This window comes from Paenibacillus sp. MT86 (genome assembly GCF_058792535.1).
Genome location: NZ_CM179499.1, coordinates 3,148,322 through 3,169,563, shown reverse-complemented (window position 1 = coordinate 3,169,563; position 21,242 = coordinate 3,148,322). Strand labels below are relative to the sequence as shown.

The window sequence follows — 21,242 nt, the reverse complement described above, 5'->3', positions numbered from 1 at the left end:
CACTCACTTCGAGCGGTCCTCGCTGTTTTTTTGTAATGTGGGTCTTACGTGTGGTCAGAAATGGAAACGCTGCGGCCATATTGTTGCTATTCATTGTAAAAGCGCTCGCCGCCTGATTTCCGAAAGTGTGTGGGTCATGATAAGATCGATTTGCTCTTCATCCCCCATATAGAAAGTATGGGTCCCCGTCTGAACAAACCCCATTTTATTATAAAAGGTAATGGCATTCTCATTTTTTTCCCAAACCCCTAGCCAGATCTTCCTTAGATTGCGTTCCAACGCGATCTCTACGGCTTGATTCATTAGATATTTGCCAAGCCCCTGTTTATGAAAGCTTTGCTTGATATAGATCCGCTCGATCTCTAGGCAATCATCGCCCATTGCTTCAGACTGAGCATGCTGGGTGTTAATTTTTAAATATCCTGCAATTTCCCTACCAGCATAAATAAAATAGAATTCCGAAAAGATATTCGATAATTCTTTTTCCAATTGATTCAAATGGAAAGCTTTATCTAAGTAGGCTTTCATATTTTCAGGCGAATTTTGATCCTTAAAAGTCTCGTTAAATGTTTTAATGCTTATTTCTTGAAGCAAGCCCAGATCTTTAATCGTGCACTTTTCTATAGTTATGGTCACTTTGCTTCGTCCTCCTTCGAATACATCAATAGTGTCGCTTGTTACCCTTTTTAACAAACTCCCAGTCTTTTTCCACATTGTGTCGGATTCTTTGGAGAAGCTCGAACATGACTTCTACTTCGCTTGCAGAGAATCCGGATAGTGCAACCAAATTGGAATAATCGTTCTCCCTTTTTATTAATGGATACACATGGCTCCCTTTCTCCGTAGGAAACAGTTTTTTGATTTTTTTGTTATACTGATCTTCTCTCTTATCAATAAACCCATTCATCTCAAGCTTCTTTATAGCCCGGGCCGTTGTTGTTCGGTCGACCTTTATCATTTCAGATAATTTTTCTTGAATAATTCCTGGGTGTTCACATATTCGCACGAGGTACAAATACTGTCCTTTTGTAAGGTCGTATTGCTTAAACTCAATATTGCTTATCGAATCCAATGACCTGGCGATCATACCAATCTCACGTAGTACGTCCTTCATATATGCAACTCACGCTCTTCTCGAATTTATTCAAATGAAGCAGTAAGAGAATAGTACACTATTTTTGTTGCATTTACAACATAAAATAAGCGCTCGTAGGTCCCGATCAAACACCAAGCCCTGCAGGATAACCATCAACCAAGGATAAGGCAAACAAATGGAACGATCATATGGTTATATTCTCCTGTAATGACCGGCCGTCAGAAATCATCGGGTTGCCGTTACTTTACATGTTCTGGCATAACTTTCTGGCCGAAAAACAAATACTATTCATGAGAGAGGGTCAACATGGTTAATATCAACCCTCTCTTTCAGCCCTTCCCTATCCGTTTGGGCATCGCCGATGCCCGTTTGCGTTTGCTTTAACGGCCGCCATCAACTTGGTGGATTGGGGCAATAATTCGCGGATAGTCGCAGGCATCCTACACCAAACCATCCTGCGCCATTTAAAATGGACTTCGCAAAAAAAAGCGCCGATGGACTCGGTAAGATCCTCTAACCAAGCTCATCGGCGCTTCTCATTTCGCTGCTTATCTCGACAGCCTAACATATCTAATACGGATGATCTTACGAAGCTCTTACAGGATCCATTCGGTTACCCTTCTACGATATCCGCCCGCAAATCAGTTGCAATTTCGATCATGAGAGGCACAAGCTCTTGATGGGAAACGGCGACATACAGCTCTCCCATGTAGTGCCTGAATGGAATCAAGGCTTCCCCATGTTTCCACATAAAGAAATCGCCTTCTACCGACATGGTGCTCTCTTCCCCTCTCACAGTGAACTCCGTCTGATAAATAAAATCAGCTTTGGTTGAAAAATATTGTTGGCATTCTTCCAATGAAATCTCCTGATCGCCAGCGTCGGGTTGCATGGATCTCGTGATCCGAAAACGTTGATTCATTATTGATCCTCCAAAATAAAATAACTTGTATCTCCAATTACTTTCGTTAACCAGCCCTTCTCTAACGGTGGTGGTGTCGAAGCGCCACCGACTCAGCCAATACTATTCATACCACGATTGGTGAACCTCGTCTACACTGCCTTAGACTTTCCATGCCGTTCAATTAAAATCCGATTGGTATGCGAAAATTTCTTTGATATGCTGAAATCAAACATATGGAACTGGAGATGAAGCATGTATGCATAAGATACTAATCGTGGACGATGAGGCGGATCTTCGAAAGCTGCTGACCGATTACTTTGAAATCAATGGATATTTTGTCATGACGGCCAAGGACAGCCGGGAAGTTATGCGAAAAGTGGAACTAGGACCCGATCTCGTATTGCTCGATATCAACATGCCTGAGGAGAACGGCCTTGAAGTATGCGAAAGAATTAGAGGCTTTGTCTCGTGCCCCATCTTATTTTTGACCGCTCGAATCGAAGATGCCGATAAAATAGCCGGCTTTCGGGCAGGAGGTGATGACTATATCCTGAAACCTTTCAGTATTCGCGAGCTTGGCGCCAGAGTAGAAGCGCATTTGCGCAGGGAACAGCGAGTCCTAACCAAAGCCTCGGTGAGGTTTAACCATGATTTGGTCATTAATTATACGGCCCGGGAGCTCTATTTCCAGGATAAACGAATACCTCTGGCCAAAAAAGAGTTCGACATTATCGAATTACTGTCCATGAATCCCGGCATGGTATTCGAGAAGGAGCGCATTTACGAGAAAATTTGGGGCCTGGACGAAGAAGGCGATAGTAGCGTCATCGCGGAGCATATTCGGCGAATTCGCAACAAATTCAAGGAATACGGCTGCAGCGATCGAATCGAGACGGTGTGGGGAGTAGGATACAAATGGCTAAACTCGTAAATAGGCTGCTGCTAGAAAGACTTAATTTGCTGCAATCGTTCATCCTGTTATGCATTCTTACGCTTTTTGCTGTACTGGCCATGATCACTTTGGAATTTGCCTGGGCGGAGATCCTGCGGGAGCGTTTTGGAGAGGCCGATTGGTTGCTGCCCTCCCTCGTCGCGGCGGTGCTGTTGACGGTAGCCGCAGGAATTGTCGCCATGGCCGTTCTATTTTACAGATGGAAGCTAAAACGACCGCTGACGATTCTGATGCAAGCATCCAAGAAGATCTCGGCCAACGATCTAGGCTTCAGCATCTCCTATGACAGCCGGGACGAGATGGGCGAGCTCATCGCCGTATTTGAAAACATGCGGTCACAATTGGAAATCAATTTAAAGGCGCTCTGGCGTTCGGTGGAGGAGCGCAAGCAGCTCAATGCAATTTTTGCCCATGATCTGAGGACGCCGCTGTCTGTGCTGAAAGGGTACGCCGAGTTTCTCGCCACCTATGTTCCCGAGAAGAAATTGTCGGAAGAGAAGATTCTGGACTTGATCCATACCATGAACCTTCACATCGTTCGCCTGGAGAACTATGCGGAGGCCATGAGCTCGATTCAGAAGCTGGAGGATACCCCGGTGCATCGCGATCCCGTGGATATCACCCCATTCACGGCTTTGTTGAACGACAGTGCCAATCAAATAGCTAGTCAATTCGGCATAAACTTTGCCTCTTCCATTGATAACGCTGATTCTGAAATCAGCCTGGATGCCCATGTCGTCATGCAGGTATTCGAGAACCTGGTAGCCAATGCGGCGCGTTACGCAACCAGTCAGGTGAACGCTCGTTTTATCATTCGGGAAGCCTCTATGGATATTGCCGTCACGGACGACGGACCCGGTTTCTCGAACGAAGCCCTAAACAAGGCTACTCTTCCTTTTTACCGCGGGGATATGTGGGATGCAACCGAACATCGTGGGCTGGGACTGTATGTTTGCAAGGTGCTTTGCGAAATACATGGCGGGAGCTTGCAGGTCGAAAACGGACCTCAAGGCGGCGGCTGCGTAACCGCAAGTTTTGGATCGTAGTTGATAAATAGTTGAAAATTATCCGATAGCATATCCTTATCTTGATTGAAGGAGTGCTATGATGCCGAAAACAATACAAAGAATGTTTACCGTAATTACCTGCCTGCTGCTAACTTGGACCGTGATGGCGGAGTCCGTATCTGCATTGGAGGACGGGGACCGCACGGAACTTTGGCGGGACATTGACGAATACATGAGCCGGAGCATGAAGGCCAACCATATCGAAGGTGCGTCCTTGTCGATCTCCTTAAACGATAAGACCTTCTATGCCAAAGGTTATGGTACGTTTGGTGAAAACCAAAGCATAACGGACGAAACCCCTCTACCCATTGCTTCGCTTAGCAAGTCCTTTACCGCATTAGCCGTTCTGCAGTTGGTGGATAAAGGCCGGATTGATCTGGATGAGGCTTACGTTTCCTATTTTCCCGAACTGACTCCTCAGGATCCCCGAGTTCATGACATAACGGTCCGGCATTTATTGAATCAGACCAGCGGCCTGACGGATGGCTCCAATCCCGATATGACGAGGACTCCGCAATTCCAAGCACTGCACGAGGCGAACCGGTTATTAAATGAGGTTGAACTCGCCCATAAACCTGGAACAACTTACAGCTACCACAATCCCAATTACGTGCTGTTGGCGAACCTCGTGGAAAGCATCAGTGGAGAGCGGTTTTCGGATTACCTGAATCGTCATATTTTTAAACCCCTGGGTATGAACCATACGTACAGCGTCAGCACGACGCATCAAATCAATGGGAATGAAGCGATCCCGCCGGGTCATTACTCGATTCTGGGCCGCTCCGTGAGTCGCTCAGAGCCGCTGTGGTTTATTGATGGTCCCGCAGGGATCGTTTCAACCGCGGAAGACATGTCCAGGTGGATGATTGCTCAATATAGCGGCGACCTTCTTCCCCCGGCGTTGATGAAGCAATTTCATTCAGCCGGAGAAGCTTCGCCGTACGGCATGGGTTGGCTCGCAGACCATGATCCATCGGGAGGCCGAACGATCTCCCACAGCGGTATTTTCTGGACGTACAAGTCGGAAGAAACGGTTTTTTTGGACGAGCAAATGGGGATCGCGGTGATGTTTAATTCGGGATTGAACGCATTTGTGAATTACTCGGGAATCATCGATGGGGTCGCGGCTATGATGAGGGGAGAACAGCCCAACATCTCTTTTCTTAACGATCGAAACATGTCTATGATCATGATGGCGTTGATTCTCGCAACGCTTGTATGGGGCGGCTATGCTTCTATTCGTATTCGTCGGAAGAAAAAACGCCTTACGATCGGCATGTTCATTCTCATATCGGTCATTAGGCTGATTCCGGTCCTCATCCTCTTGTCTCTCCCCCCATTGCTGACGTTTATCGGCGGAGGGCGCGTGCTGCCATGGTCCGGTCTTTGGACTACCCTATCGTCACCGATCATCTGGCTCGTTGTATGGTCGCTCGTCAATTTCGTGCATGTGGCTTGCTATTATATCGTCTATGCTCGTTACGCTAAGAATAGTCAATCGATGGCTAACAACCCATAATGCCACAAGTTCAACACAGCTAAATGAAGAAAAGGCAGCTGCATCAGCTGCCTAATTAAATCGTTTACCTATACATTCACATGCTGGAATCAGATCTGGTTTTACCGCTGGTTAAACTTTGTCCCCCTTGAATCAGGATGAGATAGGCAGCAATAGATAATACACTGGTGGAAAAGATGACAACTCCGAAAGGAATCGCGGAATTTTCGCCCGCAATTCCTACAAGCGGAGACGTAACGGCGCCTAATGCGAATTGTAAGGAGCCGAGCACGGCTGAAGCGCTGCCTGCAATATGCCCCTGCGACTCCATTGCTAGCGTTAAAGAGATCGGCCCGATGATCCCAATGGAAAAAGCGAATAAGAAAATCGAAATAAACATGGCAGACAATGCGCCATGTGCCAATACGACGAACAAGACCGCTGCAGAAGATATGAACGCAATGATTAATCCAATCCTGAATTGCCGGCTTTCCGTTACCCGGCCTGCAAACAATTTGACGAATTGAGATCCCGCAATGATCGCAAGGCCGTTCAACGCAAAGAGGATCGAGAACATTTGCGGCGACACGCCGTACATGTTCTGATAGATAAACGGGGTACCCGCCACATAGGCGAAAACGCCTGCGAACAGTATGCCGTTAACTAGTGCATATCCCATAAACGACCGCTCCCGGAACAAGCTGTTATAATTTTTTATCAATGTGCTGAAACTGCTTGGAACACGCTGCTGTACAGGTAAGCTTTCCTTTAACCCTCCTAAGGTTATCGCGGTCAGTGCTATGCCTAGCGCCCCCAAGAACAGAAATACACTTCCCCATGAGCTGTATGACATTACCGCGCTTCCGAGCGTTGGCGAAATTAACGGTGCCACATTGCTGATCATCGTTAAGAGCGCGATAAACTTCGTCATTTCAACACCATGGAACCGGTCTCGGACAATCGCTCGCGAAATCACGAGTCCGGCCGACGCTGCAACCCCTTGAATGAATCTTAAACATATGAACCACTCGATGCTTGGCGCAAAAGCGCATCCAATTGAGGAAAGGATGTACAAGATCATGGAGGTCAGCAAAGGCGGACGCCTTCCATACATGTCGCTTAAAGGCCCCATGATCAACTGTCCCAATCCTAATCCTAACAGGCTGGTGGTTAAACTCGCTTGAACCGCGGCTGCGCTTGTTCCAAAAAATACAGCGATTTGCGGAAGCGACGCCAGGTACATATCGACCGTAAACGGCCCCAATGCCGAAAATGTCGCCAAGATTAGGGCAAAACCAAGAGAACTTTGTTGAGCTTTATATTTCATTTTCTAACTCCTATGACTGATGAGATGTTTTCTTATAAAATAACGTCTCTGCTTAAGACGATTGCGCAGGTAGCCGTTCGTTCGACCGGCTCCTCATTTAACAAAAGGGCACACCACTCGGCGTGCCCTTCTTGATTCGGGGATGCAATGAATTCTTATTCGTTCTCCATCGTGCTGATATCAATGACAAATCGATACCGGACGTCCGAAGCCAGCACGCGTTCCCAAGCCTCATCAATCCGATTTGCGGAGATGACCTCGATCTCAGGCGTTATGTGGTGTTCAGCGCAGAAATCCAGCATTTCCTGCGTTTCTCGAATGCCGCCGATTGCCGATCCGGCAAACGACCGACGATGCGGGATTAGCGAAAATACTTGAACAGGCAATGCCTCCGGCGGTGCACCGACGTTGACCAAGGTACCGTCCACCGCCAGCAGCGAGAGATAAGCATTCAAATCAATCTTCGCGCTCACCGTATTCACGATGAGATCAAACGTGCCGGCCAACTTGTTAAATGTCTCCGGATCGTTGGTAGCATAATAATGGTCTGCGCCTAACTTCAAACCGTCTTCTTTTTTCTTCAAGGTCTGTGATAAAACCGTGACTTCGGCTCCCATGGCATGAGCCAGCTTTACAGCCATGTGGCCGAGCCCGCCAAGTCCAACCACTGCGATCTTCTTGCCAGGAGCGGCACCCCAATGGCGAAGCGGCGAGTAGGTTGTGATTCCGGCACATAAGAGCGGTGCAGCGGCATCAAGAGCAATGCCGTCGGGAATGCGTACGACGAAATCCTCCGTTACGACGATATGGGAGGAATATCCTCCTTGTGTATATTGACCATATCTGTCGGTAGCTGCGTAAGTACCCGTATGTCCTTTCAGACAATATTGCTCCTCTCCTCTGCGGCAGCTCTCGCACTCTCCGCAGGAATCAACCATGCAGCCGACGCCTACTCGGTCACCAACCGTGTACTTTGTGACATCCGAGCCAACCCGGGCGACAATGCCGGCGATTTCATGTCCCGGTACGAGAGGATATTGGACCGGCCCCCAATCGCCGCGAGCGGTATGGATATCCGAGTGGCAAATCCCTGCATATTTGATTTCAATGAGCACATCATGCGGCTTAAGATCCCTTCGCTCAATAGTTGTTAGTTGGAACGGACCTTCCGGACCGAACACAGCACGTGCATTAGCATTCATCATGTATAACCTCCAGGTAATCTTATTTTTCTCAACTAGTCCTCTTTAAAAAATGGGGGTAAACAGGCCATTAGCCGTCGTTATCCACAAAAAGCGAATAAACAATTTAAGTTGTTTAATCAACTCATGTCTATTATTATAGGAGATAGATGTTGAAGTTCAATGGTTAAATCAGCGCGATTTGTTGAGATATCAACAAGATCATCAAAAGTGTTCATTATGTTGGGAAGGTCAGGGGGTTAATACAAGATGGCAAAAGTGGATCGTAGAATCCTAAAAACGCAAGAAGCCTTAAGAAAAGCCGTCATTGAATTGATGGCCGACAAAAACTTCGATGACATAACCATTCAAGACATCGCAGACCAGGCAAATTTGAATCGCGGCACGATTTATCTGCATTATCAGGACAAGTATGATTTATTGAATCAAATCATGGAGGCACACATTCATGAATTAAAAGAGATGGATACATGGGCGTGTGAAATGGAATGGGCGGATGCTCTCGTGCCGTATTTCGAATATTTTGAAAAGAACTATGTGCTTTTTTCAACCATGTTAGCGTCCAAAGGCGCCCCTTCCTCTTTCAGAACGCGGCTGCTTACGTCTTTCATGGAAGGATTCAAAGGTGAGATCGACAAAGAAAGCGGAAAAAACGCCGAATTGCACGAAGATGTGATGCTGCAATATGCCGGGACTGCTTATGTCGGGGTCATTGAATGGTGGATCCGAAACGGAATGCCTTACCCGCCGCAAGTCATGGCCAAACAAGTGGGGACCTTGTTAGCAAGAAGCCTCTAATCGGCGTACGTGCGGCCGGGGCAGCTGATCACGTAATCGAAACGTACGTCAAGTGGGAATGACACGAACGATAGTCCTGAAAATAAAAAAAAGCCGCATGATTAACGCGACTTTCAGAAGGCAAGCCTCTCATCGTTCATCGTATCCTCATGGCTTCTGTACGCATGCAAATCTCTATCAGGCATCACCGATCTACGGAAACGCAGGTTTACAGGTGCTTCTTCGAAGCTGTTATTGTTGCTGGCCTCCCTGATAGACCGTCTCGTCCTGACGTACTTTGCTTCCCGCCGCTTTGGCTAACTCAAGCAGCTTTGCTGCGTCGTCCTGAGGTTTGTATCCGATCAATTCTTCCAGATAATCGATGTTATAATAGTTATCCGTATTAGCGGAGGTTCCGTACAAGTTCAAATACGTTAGTTTGTCATCTGCTTCAATGCAGCAAACGATCAGTTGAAGCATATCGCGTTCCGATATCCAGATATGTCCGGCGCGCTCTGAATGAGGTCGATCGTCTCCAGGGAAGTTGCCGATTCGAATATTAATCGAAGAGATTTTTCCCTGATCTGAATACAGCCGGCCCAACAGTTCGATATAGCATTTGCTGAGTCCGTAAAAGCTATCCGGGCGGTACGGATCGTCTGGCTCTACCTTTTCGTAAACCTTGTAATAACCGGTCGCATGATTGGAGCTGGCAAATATCAAACGCCGCAGGCCATTCTTCACGGCTGCCTCAAACAACTTGTACGCGCCGCTCACATTTCCCTCCAGTACCTTACCGAGAAAATCCCCGTTGTCCTTAATCCAGGCAAAATGGAGCACCGTATCGACTCCTTGCGTAAGCTCTGCCAGCCGCGCCTCGTCCACGATGTCCAGCTGCACGATACCCTGCCTATCGTCCGCCTCAATATCCGCACCGATGATGTCATACCGGCTGTCTTTTAGCAGCCCCTTGTAAATTACGTTCCCTATGGTGCCCGCCGCTCCGGTTATCAATAGTTTGCGTTTCATTCGTTTCAAGCCCCTTTCCCACTGATCGTCACGTTTTTGCTGTGCTGTTAGTTATTACCCGTTGGGAGAGGGATGTATACGATAAAGTTTGGGGTTCCCTCTTGAGGAAAGCGAAAAACGGCTAATGGATCATATCTCTTGGTACGGTTGATATTCTCAAGTTCCAGTTTTGGCAAGGACAAATACCGATAAATTACAAAAAGCCGCAAAGATGCGGCTATTGTAATTGTATGTTCTTCTTTACGCGATTCTGACACACGAGTAATCCTTAGAATTTCTCAGGGAATTGCTTGACAATGCCTTCTGTCAGAATATCCGCTAAATGAATCATGTGGATCTCGTTTTTATCGGTTGCAGCAATATCCGCTTTCCAATCTCCCTTGATACAGCTAACGACGATTTCCGAAATCAATTGGAGATGCGTATATAACATATCCTGGAGCTCTTTAAACTGCCAGTTCGGATTCGCTGCGCTTAAGAATTTGGCGATATCGTCAGCGTTTCTGTGCCAATCCGCCTCTAATTTGTCCACTTCCGACTGTTTGCCAGCCTTGGCCGCAGCCACGATTTTCACTGCAATCAGAATATGTTCTCTCATTAGATCGGCAAGCTTATTCTCGGCGGCTTCCCCATAGTAAGGCTTGATCACGTTGCCAATGTCCTGTTGGTTTCGCAAAAGCCGGTCCAGAACGTCCTTCTGATCAGGACGATTAGATATGGCACTCACGATATAGCTTCTTGTCCATATCGTATGGTCGATCCAAACCTTCTCCATTTCGCCTTTCAATTGGACTACTTTGGGACTTATGCAATCCGGATTCTCGCCCACCATGGCTTGTACGGGCGCTACAGCCTGCGTCATGCTAATTACGAACGCTAGGGTTAACGCTAGCAACCATTTGTTTTTCACACGTATCTGCTCCTCTGAGATGTTGGAATAAAATAGGCTGTATTATTATGATGTAAGGTTCCAATTTTTATGCAGAGGATCATATTCACGGTGCCCTGGTGTTCTGCAAAGCCGCTCGATAAGTAGATTCACCCATGAAATGCTATATTGAGCAATTTATATTTCCTTGATTTTAGTCAGATCTCCGCTGCATAACGTTTCAAGATGGTCAAAAATTTTCCGAGCAGGCCAATCCCACCATTGGATGGCAAGGAGATGGTCAATGAGTTCGTCATCAAATCTTTTCTTAATAACCCTGCAAGGGTTCCCGCCTGCAATATGATAAGGGGGGACATCTTTTACAACAACCGAATTGGCTGCTATGATAGCTCCGTCGCCGATGTGTACACCGGGCATAACGGTGACGTTTTGACCAATCCAGACATCGTTGCCAATGACGGTGTCGCCTTTAAGGGGTAAGTCGGCCAGTGCCGGAGTCGATTTCTCCCAACCGTTGCCCATGATGTTAAATGGATAGGTAGTAACACTGCCCATTCTATGGTTGGCGCCATTCATGACGAATTCAATCCCCTTTGCAATAGCGCAAAACTTCCCGATAATCAGCTTGTCTCCAATAAATTCATAGTGATGCGTGACATGCTCTTCGAATTTTTCGGCACCGTTTAGATCGTCATAATAGGTATAGTCGCCGACAATAATATTGGGACGTGTCACTACGTTTTTAATATAGCAAATACTTTTAATCGCCTCATTCGGGTAGATTGCGTTAGGGTCTGGCCCACATTGCATATAGAATCCCTCCTTCGTTTTATATCAATCATGAGTTGTTCAGCGTCGTATTCCTATCCATGAGGTCCGATACCGGGAGACAAACTTACCTTTTCAATTTCGACGTATAGATTGGTTATCCTGTTTGAATCCTACATAAAATCACTCGAGCTCGTACCTCAAAATGAAAACATCCCATTTCCACTTTGGTGAGAATGGGATGTTTATTGATTTCATCCATGGATGATTTGCCAATCCATTTGCTTTCATTTGTTTTTATTTGCTGCTTACTCACGGTTATTTTGTGCCTTGTTAACCCCGGAAGCATAATAACTGATCACGACAATACCCAAGAAAACAATGCCTGTAATCAAGGAAATCCGAGTTTCATCGTTAATCCACATACCGACCAGCACCATAAGCAAAAAAGCAATCGTCACATAGTTGGTCACCGGGGCGAAAGGCATTTTGAACGGATGATCATCCAAGGCACTCCCCTTGGTTCTTCTGAAATTGATTTGACTGATCAAAATGACGAACCACGGCACCATGCCCGGAAGGACGCTGGCGCTGTACACATGCACAAACAGATTTTCCGGTGCGATATAACTTAAAAACACCCCAAGGCCCAACCCCGCGAGTACGCCGATCGTTCCCAGCAGAGGCACGCCGTTACGGGACAGTTTCGTAAATATTTTCGGTGCCTGTCCATTGACTCCTAACGTATAAAGCATGCGTCCTGCGCTAAATATCCCGCTGTTGCAGCCCGACATGGCGGCGGTGATGACAACAAAATTGATGATTCCGGCTGCCGCAGTAATGCCGACTTTCGCAAACGTGGCAACGAACGGACTGCCGAGGGCTTGCAGCTGATTCCAAGGGTAGACCGTAACAATCACAAAAATCGCGCCGATATAGAAGATCAAAATGCGCCAGATAATGCTTTGCGTCGCGCTCATTAACGTTTTTTGCGGGTTTTTGGCCTCACCTGCCGTAATCCCTATCAGCTCGACGCCTTGATAGGCTCCGATCACTAACGAGAGAGCAAAGAAAAAGCCTGACCATCCGCCGGTAAAAAAGCCTCCATGCTGCCACAAGTTAGAAAATCCGATCGCATTTCCGCCATTGCCTAATCCGAACAAAATCAGACCGAGCCCGGCAACAATCATCAAGACGATGGTTACGATTTTAATCATGGCAAACCAAAACTCGAATTCACCAAACGATTTCACGGAGAACAGGTTGGCTGCACCGAGAATCGCCATGGCGACGAGCCCTGGTATCCAAGCGGGCAAATCCGGAAACCAGTACTTCATGTACGTCCCAACGGCAATGATTTCCGCCATCCCGACGATCACCCATTGGAACCAGTTGCTCCAGGCCGTCACATAGCCCGCCAAGGGATGAATGTACTTATGGCCAAAGGTCGCAAACGATCCCGTGCTCGGTTCGATGTACTGCATTTCACCCATTGCGCGCATAATGAAGAAAATAAAAATCCCTACAATAGCATACGCAAGCATCACCGATGGACCTGTCCATTTGATCGTGCTTGCCGAACCCATAAATAACCCGACACCGATGGTGCCACCCAAAGCAATCATCTGAATGTGGCGAGCTTCGAGCCCCCTCTTTAGTTCGTTGTTTTTCATTCCAAGTTTCCCCCTCTGTTACTCTCTTGGCTGTCAATTTGAACAAGAGCAAAATCTAAACGCTAATATGTAAGGCTTGATCCAATTGTAGTATCTTTTTCCTGTGAAAACAATTATATTCATTTGGTAATCCTGCAGCGGAGCCGGAAAAACCCTCCATTTACCCGACATCCCCGTTCAATCATAATGAACCGATGTCGTTGAATGGAGGGTTCTGTTGTAGGCGTTTCCAATTATTCGGATTGCTCAGGGATGTTACATTCAAACCGGACATTCTCCAGCCACTTGCCTGCAGCGAAATCCCGGCCTCTGACGATTACACGATCTGCATAAACCTCGACGAACAGCCCTTGACTCCCATCTTTATGTTCGTCTTTATCCGTCCATAGGTACGCGACAGAGGATCCGTTAAACACATAAGGCAGTTGTTCCTGTCCATCGAACATCGTATGCTGAGCCTCCAGCTCCCAGTGAGTATGGCCCGTGAACAGGATGGCATGCCGGTGTTTAGCCAAAACTTTCTTGAGCGCTTCGTCCTGAGCAACGCCGTACCACCGCTGCGACTCATAAGATCCTGCAACCGTGTCTTTGAGCGGCTGATGCAAGAAGACGAAAGCCGGTTGAACCGGATTCTTGCTCTCGGTTAGCTTAGTATCGAGCCATGTCAGCTGAGTTTCGGACAAGGAAGCAAACAGTTCCAGCCCCTCCTCGGTTCCGAGGAAGATAAAGTGGTACCCATTCACCCAATGATCGTGATAGGGTCCCCTCATCCCCGTGGCATCCAGATAAGCTCCCAAACGTGAAGGCCAATGCCCCAGACCGACATCGTGATTGCCTGCAGCAAAATAACTGGCCGGCAATCCTGCGCCATGCTCCCGCCATATTCTGCGAAACTCCGCATATTCCTCCGTACTCCCCTGGTCGGTTAAATCGCCTGCGTGCATAATGCCGTCACTGTCCGGCGCCATTCGTTTAATATCTTCTAGTGCCCTCGCCAAATTACAATTGTAGCTATGTCCAGGGTCCGCCTTCACGTGCGTATCGGTGATAACCTGAAATCGGAGCAGCACGTCCCCCTTCCGTTTTTCTCCATCTTGATTTCGCTTATTCAAACTACTCAATCCTCCTTCAAAATGATGTCGAATATAGCCGACGCGTTATCCCGGTGTTCACCGCAACGGTAAAATGCCGTCTAACTAATCATATGCCCAGCATGCCTACGAGTAAGATTCCGATAAAGATAATGCCGGCCGATACGATCCGCAGCCCTCCTTGACCTTCCTTCAGCAGCAATACGCCCAGCAAGGTGCCGACTACGGTTCCAATCTCTCGAAGAGGCGCTATGTATATTAACGGGGACATACTCATGGCAAACAAGAACAACAAATATGAACCTGGAGAAAGGATCGCGCCAACTGCAAGCCATTTTCCATGTTCTCTTATCTCTCTTACCCAGCGGATTTCGCCAAAACGGATAAACGGGGCCAGACCCAGCATAAATCCGATATTGGATATTTCCAAAAGCAGCGTTGGCGAAAAATGCTGCAGATTCACTTTGTCTACCATCACGTACGCCATCGTGCAAAGCCCCACGGCTGCAGTATAGAAAAGAACTCTGTGAGGGGCATGAAATCTTTGCTTCCTCATAAAGATGCCGCTTGATAGAAAGAAGCCAAATGCAATCAATCCGAGTCCCAGCCATCCCCAGACGGATAACCGCTCGTTCAGGAGAATGACTCCGCAAAGAGGCAACAAGAAAGTGGAAATGCCTCTCATCATCGGGTAGACCTGGGATAGGTCGCCATAGGTTAAGGACTTGGACAAGAAATAGGCATATCCCCCTTGAATGAATACGGACAGGAATAACAAAAGATAACCCGACATGGGTGGATTCGCAGTGACGATTTCGATCATAAAGCCCGGGAGCAGCATAAGCGTGGTGGGGATATAAATCATAAATAAAAACAACTGCTTATTCCCGCTCGACTTTGCCAACATATTCCATATTGCATGCGCCATGCCAGAGCCTAGAACCAATAAAACTGCAAGTGAAATTGCTACACCCCCTCTAAAAACACTAGTTTACACACTTTTATGCTTATAAACACACATTTTCACAACTTGATTTTGATCGTATCATGGGATTTTCTTACTGTCAATTGATATGATGAGCAAAAAAAAGAACCTCGTCGAAAGGCTCTTCTTGTTCCTTTGAAATTATTAGCAATCGATGTTGACCCCTGCCTCCCGATATTGTTCAAGGACATCATGCCCTAGCCCGGAGTCCGTCACAATCCGTTCAATCTGATCCAATCCGCAGACCGGTGTGAGCGAAACCGCGTTAAATTTACTGCTGTCTGCAAGCACGATGACCTTGTGTGCCCGGGCCAGCATTTTCTTCTTCAATTGAATCTCGCTTAACCCATAATCCGTCAAGCCTTCGGTCAGGGATATGCCGCTCACGCTCATAAAGAAAAGGTCGGCATGAAACTGAGTGACAAAGGATTCGGCAAAATCGCCGACCACGCAATGTTCCGAGTTACGGACCACCCCACCGACAAAGATGATCGTGAAATGAGGTTTCTCCATAAGTATCGATGCGATCTGAAAGGAATTGGTCAGTATCGTCAATCGATCAAAGCGCGTCATCAAGGCCTTGGCGAATTCGGTATTGGTGGTGCTTACATCCATGAACAAGGATTGCCCTTCTTCCACGTAGCGGAGGGCTATCTGGGCCAACTCCCGTTTCTCTTGAAGCCTCTTCATTTCTCGCACGGTAAAAGGCAGTTCTTTCTGATAGTCCGCTGCCGGCAAGGTTGCCCCGCCATGAACCCTTTTTAAGAAGCCCTCTTGTTCCAGATATTCCAGGTCTCTTCGAATCGTCTCGAAAGAAACTCCGAATTGCGCGATTAAATCCGTTGTCTTGACCGATTGGATTTCGTGAAGCAGTTTCATGATTTGTTGATGCCGATCATGTGCAAGCATTGAATATTCCTCCAATAAACGACTACCGCGTTTGAATTACTAGTACAGAATACCACAAAAACACACAATCTCACATTGTTCTCTGATATTGAGACGTGATAAGGAGCGATTTACACTTGCTGGGGACTGGACATACTAGTCACAATCTCGAAAAAAGCCGCCATTACATGGCGACTTTTTCGTAAAATATTTAAAAAATCGTATCCGGCACATAGTAAATTTTCTGCGTGTTTTTCTTGTTCTTGGGATCCGTCACGATCGTAAAGTAAACCTTCCCGTTCTTGGTCTGAACGCCCTCGATTTCATGCTTTCCCACATTCGTAATTTTCACCAGGCTCTTGTAGGCGCCCGAGCTGGTCATCATGGCGATCTGCGGGGTTTGGCCTTCGGCGCCTCCCGAGGTGTGAATTTTGGAGCTCCCCAGCATATCTGCACCTTGAAACGATCCATTCGGTCTAATAATACGATTGCCGGATTGAGTGAAACTCGCTATGCTCGCTTTTACCGCTGCGGCACTATCCATTCGAACCTGCTTTTTGCTGTCCAGAAGCTTGTTCAGGGCCGCTGTGCTGTATATGGATCAGGTGACGGTCTTTTCCTTGGTTTGTACGCGGAAGAACGTATATTTGCTGTTGCCGCCGCCGTCGACCCTATAGGTTGTGCCTAATCGTTTGCCGGTCTTGTTGGCATAATTCATATAGACGAACCGGTCCAGCTTCGTATAATCGACCTTTGATCCTGCCTTATATTTTAGTCTTGCCACTTGGAGGGACCAGAATTGCTTAGTGGAAGAATCGGCTTTGGAACTGAAGTAGAAATAATGTTCCCCTTTGTACGTATACATATCAAGCGTTTGACAATGGCCGGTATTGGTGACGGTCATTTCGTCAACGTACTTCGCGTCTTTCCCGCTAATAAGCAGCCTGGAAAGATAGCATGTACCCTTAGACCGCTGCGTAACGTAAACATACTTGTCTGCAATATATGCTTTTTGAACGGCCACATTGTGCTTAAGCCCTTTAAGATTATAGGCCAGCTTAGCCGAAGCATTCACGGTTTTGCCTGGTGATGCAGCTGCAGCCGGCAGGACCGGCATGATAAGTAAAATAATGGCGAGAACGAACGATGTAAAAATCTTTAAGTTCTTACCGCTGAGAGCAAAGCGCTCCTGAAACATTAAGATACCTCCTTTGGCATGATGTCTCACTGGGGTTGATATGAAGCAGGAATTATAGCTGACGACAGCTAATCACAATCCTCCTTTCGGTTTGCGCGTAATCAGCACTTTTTACTGGAATGTGATGGTAAAATAATGTGCTGTAACTAATGATTACCCTTTTTTTAAAATAAATCAATATCATCAAGTTCCGAAACATGAAAAAAAGCCGCTGTATTTAGCGACTTCTATTGATCACTTCGTCTTGTAAGAAGCAACATTATAAAGGAAATCATGATCATGGATGCTGTCCACGCCCATGCCATCGTCGTATTGCCCGCATCAACCGCAACGAATATGGCTGTAGGAATGGTCTGTGTTTTGCCCGGAATATTGCCTGCTATCATTAATGTCGCCCCGAACTCACCAAGTCCACGAGCAAATCCAAGAATATAGGCAGTTACCAACGAGCGATAAGTCAAAGGAAGCGTTATATACCTGAAGACCTGCCATTCGTTAGCTCCGTTTGATCGAGCTGCTTCCTCGACATCCCGTTGGACAGAAGAAAATCCCACCTTCATCGTTTGGTAGACGAGCGGGAAGGCTACGACGACCGAAGCGATCACGGCAGCCCACCAAGTAAAAATGACGGGCGCGTCAAAGAGCCATTCTATCCATTGCCCAAACCAGCTTTTTCGACCAAGTATGACCAACAGTACAAAACCAACCACGGTTGGCGGAAGAACTAAAGGGAGCATAAAGGCGGTCTCAAGAACCGTTTTCCCTTTAAAGGATTTGCGTGACATCCACCAGGCAGCAGCCACTCCAAGCAGGACAACCGTTAGGCTGGACAATACGGAAACCTGTAGCGACAGTTTAATCGGTAACCAGAATTCGTTCCAATTCATATTGGCCCTAATCAATTCGGAACGGAAAATCCGTACTTCACAAAGACGTCCAGCGCTTCTTGAGTCTGCAAATAAGTGTAGAAATCCTCAGCCTCTTTTCGATGTTTCGTTGCCTTTACGATTCCAATCGGATATTCAACAGGCGTGTATGTTGCGGGATCCACAGCAAATGCAACCTTCACTTTGTCAGAGGTTAATGCGTCCGTTTTATACACAAACCCGACATCTGCATTACCCGTTTCTACATATTGAAGAACTTGACGTACGTCTTTACCTTGTACGATCTTGGATTGGAGCGAATCCCAGAAGTTCGTTTTTGTAAGGGCCTCTTTAGCGTAGCTTCCCGCAGGCACACTTTCTGGAATGCCAATGGCAATGTTCTTTAGTTCGGACTTGGACAAGTCGGCAAAGCTTGCAACCGGTACTTGTCCATCCGCAGACACGACAGCCACCAACTCATTGCTAAGTACATTTTTTTGTTGATTTGCATCAATCAGTTGTTTATCCACAAGCGCTTCCATGTTCTTGGCTGCGGCTGACAGGAACAAGTCGGCTGGTGCTCCCTGCTCAATCTGCTGCTGCAATGCGCCGGATGCGCCAAAATTAAAATTTAATGTGATATTTGGATTCTTCGTTTTATAATCCTCCTGGATTTCCTTTAGAGCATCTGTCATGCTTGCTGCCGCAGATACGGTCAATTCAACCGTCTCCGCTGCTGCCAAAGTTGGCGTACTCTTATCCGCAGCTTGAGAATCGGTATGATCTTTTGCTGCCGTACCGCAACCCGCCATTACTAATATCATGGATAATACAAGAGATAAAACCACGCTAATCTTTGCCGGTTTAATCATGGGTCCCCTCCAAAAAACTATATTTAGTTATATTCAAGCATAAACATTATACTTTCATGCGCAATTCTTTGTAAACCAAATATATCTATTTATATCTAATTCAATGATATCTATATAATCCGGAAAGGGGAGAAATCAGGAGAATCGTTTGAATTCATTCAATTGTGTTATAATTAGCCTCAAATGTTAAACCATTTATACAGTTAACCGGGAGGAACATGATATGTCCAATGACATGTCTTATACAACGGAGGAAATTGCCAAGCTCTTAAAAATATCCAAACTTACCGTGTATGATCTGATCAAAAAAGGGGAGCTGCCCTCTTATCGGGTCGGCAAACAAATGCGGGTGGATGCTGCTGACCTGGAGGCCTACAAACAAAGGACAAGAACGGTTCCGGTATCCAACCAACCTGTTGAGGCGCTTTCGCCTTCACCTATCCAACCGCCTACATTCACCAGTGGGAATCGCCCGATCGTCATTACCGGTCATGACATTAGCCTAGACATTTTGGCCAAACATATGGAACAAACAATCCCCGCCATACGACCCTTGCGTTCATTTGTCGGCAGCCTCGACAGCTTAATCTCTATGTACAGAGGCGAGTCGGATATCGTCAGCACGCACCTCTTGGACGGAGATACAGGAGAGTACAATCTTCCATATATTCGAAAGCTGCTCGTTGGTTCTTCCTATGTGGTCGTCAATCTTCTTTCCAGAAATGCAGGGTTATATGTCCAGCCTGGGAACCCCTTCGGTCTTAAAGGGTGGTCTGATTTAGACCGTTCCGGGCTGCGATTCGTGAATCGCGAGAAGGGATCAGGCGCCCGCGTGTTGCTCGACGAACAGCTCCGCCTTCACGGAATCAATCCGCAGCAGCTTTCCGGCTATGATCATATACAGACCAATCATCTCGGTGTGGCGACGAAAGTTGCTACCGGTGAAGCCGATGTTGGCGTAGGCATTGAGAAAGCAGCCTCAATAATCGGTCAAATTGATTTTATTCCTTTGATTCAGGAGCGTTATGATCTTGTGATACTTAAAACCACGTGGAGTCAGACTTGGATTCCCGCCCTTTTGCAAATTCTGCAATCGGACGCCTTCCAAAAGGAGCTGCGTTCGATTCCGGGGTTTGATGTATCCCGTACAGGAGAAGTCCTGTTTGAGACTTGAGCACGGCAGCAATTTGCATGCTTATAAATAAAAGCCGCATACGATGCGGCTTTTATCGTCTTCATGTTCTTGTTGTCCTACACCATTCAGAAGAGTCAGGGTTATCTAACAAACCCGTAAATTACTTCTGCACGATCTGAATAAGGTTCCCGCAGGTATCGTCAAAGACAGCTATTGTGAGTTCGCCCATTTTTGTCGGTTCCATCGTAAACTTCACGCCTTTTTCCCTTAACCGCTCGTACTCTTTGCGAATATCTTCAACGCCAAACATGGTTGCCGGGATGCCTTCGGCAAAGATCTTCTTTTGATACTCCTTTGCGGCAGGATGCTCGTTCGGTTCGAGCAAAAGCTCGGTACCGTCTTGAACATCGGGCGAAACAAGCGTTATCCACCTGAATTCTCCGACAGGAACATCTTCCTTTTTAACAAATCCGAGCTTCTCTGAATAAAACTCCAGCGCCCTGTCTTGATCCTGCACGAATATACTGGTTACAATGATTTTCATGATTTTATGGCCTCCTCCAGCATTATAAATTAAAAATTACTCAATCCATCCTTTCAGCAAATTCTTCAGTGGTTCGTTGTTAAAGATAATGACTCGATATTTCCCCTTACGCTTGGTTATGACGAGTCCGGCATCTTCCAATGCAGCAAGATGTTTAGCTATCGCTTGCCGCGAAATGGAAAGGTTGTGCTTCATGATGAGACGTACCGTAAGTTCATACAACGTCAGCTCATTGCGTTCGGATAGTTCGTCTAACATAAGCCCCGTGTTGGATCGCCAAGAGCTTTGAATATTGCGTCTTTGTCCCACTTCATAGTCCGATTATGAGCAACCCCAGGGTTGCTTGTCAACAATAAGCAACCTCGTGGTTGCGTGAATAAACCGTAACGTATAATAAGCTTCCTAAGTTCGCCAATCGCCCCAGCCGATTTATTTCCATGCAAGGCATCTGCTTCCTAAATGCTGTTCAATAATTGAAAAA

At 46.8% G+C, this 21,242-nt stretch carries 20 protein-coding genes and 2 pseudogenes; 5 read left to right on the top strand and 17 right to left on the bottom strand.

The annotated features are described in order from the left end of the window. Positions 1 to 90 precede the first annotated feature (90 nt). From paiA to AC3RCL_RS14045, 3 genes are all read right to left on the bottom strand, one after another. Positions 91 to 636: a spermidine/spermine N(1)-acetyltransferase gene (paiA, locus tag AC3RCL_RS14055; protein WP_192571669.1), complete on the bottom strand. Its 546-nt coding sequence runs from the start codon at positions 634 to 636 to the stop codon at positions 91 to 93. Positions 637 to 661: 25 nt separating this feature from the next. Continuing rightward, positions 662 to 1,114, bottom strand: a complete 453-nt coding sequence (locus tag AC3RCL_RS14050) for a MarR family winged helix-turn-helix transcriptional regulator (RefSeq protein ID WP_277746047.1) — start codon at positions 1,112 to 1,114, stop codon at positions 662 to 664. Positions 1,115 to 1,709: 595 nt separating this feature from the next. Continuing rightward, entirely contained in the window at positions 1,710 to 2,018 is a 309-nt protein-coding gene (locus AC3RCL_RS14045) for a hypothetical protein (protein ID WP_492535865.1), read from the bottom strand. A gap of 238 nt (positions 2,019 to 2,256) precedes the next feature. On the opposite strand from AC3RCL_RS14045, the gene AC3RCL_RS14040 reads away from it, so the two are divergent. The 3 genes from AC3RCL_RS14040 to AC3RCL_RS14030 are packed head-to-tail and all read left to right on the top strand — an operon-like array spanning position 2,257 to position 5,538. After that, positions 2,257 to 2,931, top strand: coding sequence for a response regulator transcription factor (locus tag AC3RCL_RS14040; protein WP_492535864.1), 675 nt, complete (start codon positions 2,257 to 2,259; stop codon positions 2,929 to 2,931). Next, positions 2,916 to 3,998 carry a HAMP domain-containing sensor histidine kinase gene (locus tag AC3RCL_RS14035; protein WP_492535862.1) on the top strand — a complete coding sequence of 361 codons (1,083 nt, stop codon included), beginning with the start codon at positions 2,916 to 2,918 and terminating at the stop codon, positions 3,996 to 3,998. The genes AC3RCL_RS14040 and AC3RCL_RS14035 overlap by 16 nt, the downstream gene beginning before the upstream one ends. 58 nt (positions 3,999 to 4,056) lie before the next feature. After that, positions 4,057 to 5,538: a serine hydrolase domain-containing protein gene (locus AC3RCL_RS14030; RefSeq protein WP_492535860.1), complete on the top strand. Its 1,482-nt coding sequence runs from the start codon at positions 4,057 to 4,059 to the stop codon at positions 5,536 to 5,538. A 76-nt stretch (positions 5,539 to 5,614) separates the two neighbouring features. Here AC3RCL_RS14030 and AC3RCL_RS14025 read toward each other — a convergent pair whose 3' ends face one another. Then, positions 5,615 to 6,844 (bottom strand): multidrug effflux MFS transporter, encoded by a 1,230-nt coding sequence (locus AC3RCL_RS14025; RefSeq protein WP_492535858.1) that lies wholly within the window; start codon positions 6,842 to 6,844, stop codon positions 5,615 to 5,617. Positions 6,845 to 6,999: 155 nt separating this feature from the next. Beyond that, complete coding sequence (locus AC3RCL_RS14020; RefSeq protein WP_192571663.1) at positions 7,000 to 8,049, bottom strand: NAD(P)-dependent alcohol dehydrogenase; 1,050 nt, start codon at positions 8,047 to 8,049, stop codon at positions 7,000 to 7,002. A 246-nt stretch (positions 8,050 to 8,295) separates the two neighbouring features. Here AC3RCL_RS14020 and AC3RCL_RS14015 point away from each other — a divergent pair, with 246 nt between their 5' ends. After that, a complete protein-coding gene (locus AC3RCL_RS14015) occupies positions 8,296 to 8,844 on the top strand; it encodes a TetR/AcrR family transcriptional regulator (RefSeq protein WP_277746054.1) in 549 nt (182 codons plus the stop codon). Between the two features lie 231 nt (positions 8,845 to 9,075). Here the strand turns inward: AC3RCL_RS14015 and AC3RCL_RS14010 are convergent, their stop codons facing one another. The 10 genes and pseudogenes from AC3RCL_RS14010 to modA form a co-directional block, all read right to left on the bottom strand. After that, on the bottom strand, positions 9,076 to 9,852 hold the full coding sequence (locus tag AC3RCL_RS14010; RefSeq protein WP_492535856.1) for an NAD-dependent epimerase/dehydratase family protein: 777 nt from the start codon (positions 9,850 to 9,852) through the stop codon (positions 9,076 to 9,078). Between the two features lie 268 nt (positions 9,853 to 10,120). After that, positions 10,121 to 10,762, bottom strand: coding sequence for a glycosyltransferase (locus AC3RCL_RS14005; RefSeq protein WP_492535854.1), 642 nt, complete (start codon positions 10,760 to 10,762; stop codon positions 10,121 to 10,123). A 156-nt stretch (positions 10,763 to 10,918) separates the two neighbouring features. Then, positions 10,919 to 11,551: a Vat family streptogramin A O-acetyltransferase gene (locus tag AC3RCL_RS14000; RefSeq protein WP_492535852.1), complete on the bottom strand. Its 633-nt coding sequence runs from the start codon at positions 11,549 to 11,551 to the stop codon at positions 10,919 to 10,921. A 266-nt stretch (positions 11,552 to 11,817) separates the two neighbouring features. Then, complete coding sequence (locus tag AC3RCL_RS13995) at positions 11,818 to 13,182, bottom strand: amino acid permease (protein ID WP_096773997.1); 1,365 nt, start codon at positions 13,180 to 13,182, stop codon at positions 11,818 to 11,820. A gap of 233 nt (positions 13,183 to 13,415) precedes the next feature. Then, positions 13,416 to 14,294: a metallophosphoesterase family protein gene (locus tag AC3RCL_RS13990; RefSeq protein ID WP_492535850.1), complete on the bottom strand. Its 879-nt coding sequence runs from the start codon at positions 14,292 to 14,294 to the stop codon at positions 13,416 to 13,418. An 88-nt stretch (positions 14,295 to 14,382) separates the two neighbouring features. After that, on the bottom strand, positions 14,383 to 15,219 hold the full coding sequence (locus tag AC3RCL_RS13985; protein ID WP_452515344.1) for an EamA family transporter: 837 nt from the start codon (positions 15,217 to 15,219) through the stop codon (positions 14,383 to 14,385). A 183-nt stretch (positions 15,220 to 15,402) separates the two neighbouring features. Next, positions 15,403 to 16,167 (bottom strand): DeoR/GlpR family DNA-binding transcription regulator, encoded by a 765-nt coding sequence (locus tag AC3RCL_RS13980; protein WP_036660720.1) that lies wholly within the window; start codon positions 16,165 to 16,167, stop codon positions 15,403 to 15,405. 190 nt (positions 16,168 to 16,357) lie between these two features. Further along, a pseudogene (locus AC3RCL_RS13975) lies at positions 16,358 to 17,344 on the bottom strand (helveticin J family class III bacteriocin). Between the two features lie 227 nt (positions 17,345 to 17,571). Further along, the gene (gene modB / locus AC3RCL_RS13970) at positions 17,572 to 18,231 is read right to left on the bottom strand and encodes a molybdate ABC transporter permease subunit (RefSeq protein ID WP_277746060.1); all 660 of its coding nucleotides are present in this window, start codon (positions 18,229 to 18,231) and stop codon (positions 17,572 to 17,574) included. Positions 18,232 to 18,242: 11 nt separating this feature from the next. After that, positions 18,243 to 19,082, bottom strand: a complete 840-nt coding sequence (modA, locus tag AC3RCL_RS13965; protein ID WP_492535848.1) for a molybdate ABC transporter substrate-binding protein — start codon at positions 19,080 to 19,082, stop codon at positions 18,243 to 18,245. 223 nt (positions 19,083 to 19,305) lie between these two features. On the opposite strand from modA, the gene AC3RCL_RS13960 reads away from it, so the two are divergent. After that, positions 19,306 to 20,256 carry a substrate-binding domain-containing protein gene (locus tag AC3RCL_RS13960; RefSeq protein WP_492535846.1) on the top strand — a complete coding sequence of 317 codons (951 nt, stop codon included), beginning with the start codon at positions 19,306 to 19,308 and terminating at the stop codon, positions 20,254 to 20,256. A gap of 121 nt (positions 20,257 to 20,377) precedes the next feature. Here AC3RCL_RS13960 and AC3RCL_RS13955 read toward each other — a convergent pair whose 3' ends face one another. Together AC3RCL_RS13955 and AC3RCL_RS13950 are read right to left on the bottom strand one after the other, a co-directional pair. Then, positions 20,378 to 20,761, bottom strand: a complete 384-nt coding sequence (locus AC3RCL_RS13955) for a VOC family protein (protein WP_036660724.1) — start codon at positions 20,759 to 20,761, stop codon at positions 20,378 to 20,380. A 36-nt stretch (positions 20,762 to 20,797) separates the two neighbouring features. Continuing rightward, a pseudogene (locus tag AC3RCL_RS13950) lies at positions 20,798 to 21,075 on the bottom strand (ArsR/SmtB family transcription factor). Positions 21,076 to 21,242: the final 167 nt, after the last annotated feature.

Excerpts from the sequence above, each read along its gene's own strand:
- AC3RCL_RS13960 (WP_492535846.1), top strand. The coding sequence starts at position 19,306 with ATGTCCAATGACATGTCTTATACAACGGAGGAAATTGCCAAGCTCTTA.
- AC3RCL_RS13980 (WP_036660720.1), bottom strand. The coding sequence starts at position 16,167 with ATGCTTGCACATGATCGGCATCAACAAATCATGAAACTGCTTCACGAA.
- AC3RCL_RS13995 (WP_096773997.1), bottom strand. The coding sequence starts at position 13,182 with ATGAAAAACAACGAACTAAAGAGGGGGCTCGAAGCTCGCCACATTCAG.
- AC3RCL_RS14010 (WP_492535856.1), bottom strand. The coding sequence starts at position 9,852 with ATGAAACGCAAACTATTGATAACCGGAGCGGCGGGCACCATAGGGAAC.
- AC3RCL_RS14020 (WP_192571663.1), bottom strand. The coding sequence starts at position 8,049 with ATGATGAATGCTAATGCACGTGCTGTGTTCGGTCCGGAAGGTCCGTTC.
- AC3RCL_RS14040 (WP_492535864.1), top strand. The coding sequence starts at position 2,257 with ATGCATAAGATACTAATCGTGGACGATGAGGCGGATCTTCGAAAGCTG.
- AC3RCL_RS14035 (WP_492535862.1), top strand. The coding sequence starts at position 2,916 with ATGGCTAAACTCGTAAATAGGCTGCTGCTAGAAAGACTTAATTTGCTG.
- AC3RCL_RS14000 (WP_492535852.1), bottom strand. The coding sequence starts at position 11,551 with ATGCAATGTGGGCCAGACCCTAACGCAATCTACCCGAATGAGGCGATT.
- AC3RCL_RS14050 (WP_277746047.1), bottom strand. The coding sequence starts at position 1,114 with ATGAAGGACGTACTACGTGAGATTGGTATGATCGCCAGGTCATTGGAT.
- AC3RCL_RS14015 (WP_277746054.1), top strand. The coding sequence starts at position 8,296 with ATGGCAAAAGTGGATCGTAGAATCCTAAAAACGCAAGAAGCCTTAAGA.
- AC3RCL_RS13955 (WP_036660724.1), bottom strand. The coding sequence starts at position 20,761 with ATGAAAATCATTGTAACCAGTATATTCGTGCAGGATCAAGACAGGGCG.
- AC3RCL_RS14025 (WP_492535858.1), bottom strand. The coding sequence starts at position 6,844 with ATGAAATATAAAGCTCAACAAAGTTCTCTTGGTTTTGCCCTAATCTTG.
- AC3RCL_RS14030 (WP_492535860.1), top strand. The coding sequence starts at position 4,057 with ATGATGCCGAAAACAATACAAAGAATGTTTACCGTAATTACCTGCCTG.
- modA (WP_492535848.1), bottom strand. The coding sequence starts at position 19,082 with ATGATTAAACCGGCAAAGATTAGCGTGGTTTTATCTCTTGTATTATCC.
- AC3RCL_RS14045 (WP_492535865.1), bottom strand. The coding sequence starts at position 2,018 with ATGAATCAACGTTTTCGGATCACGAGATCCATGCAACCCGACGCTGGC.
- modB (WP_277746060.1), bottom strand. The coding sequence starts at position 18,231 with ATGAATTGGAACGAATTCTGGTTACCGATTAAACTGTCGCTACAGGTT.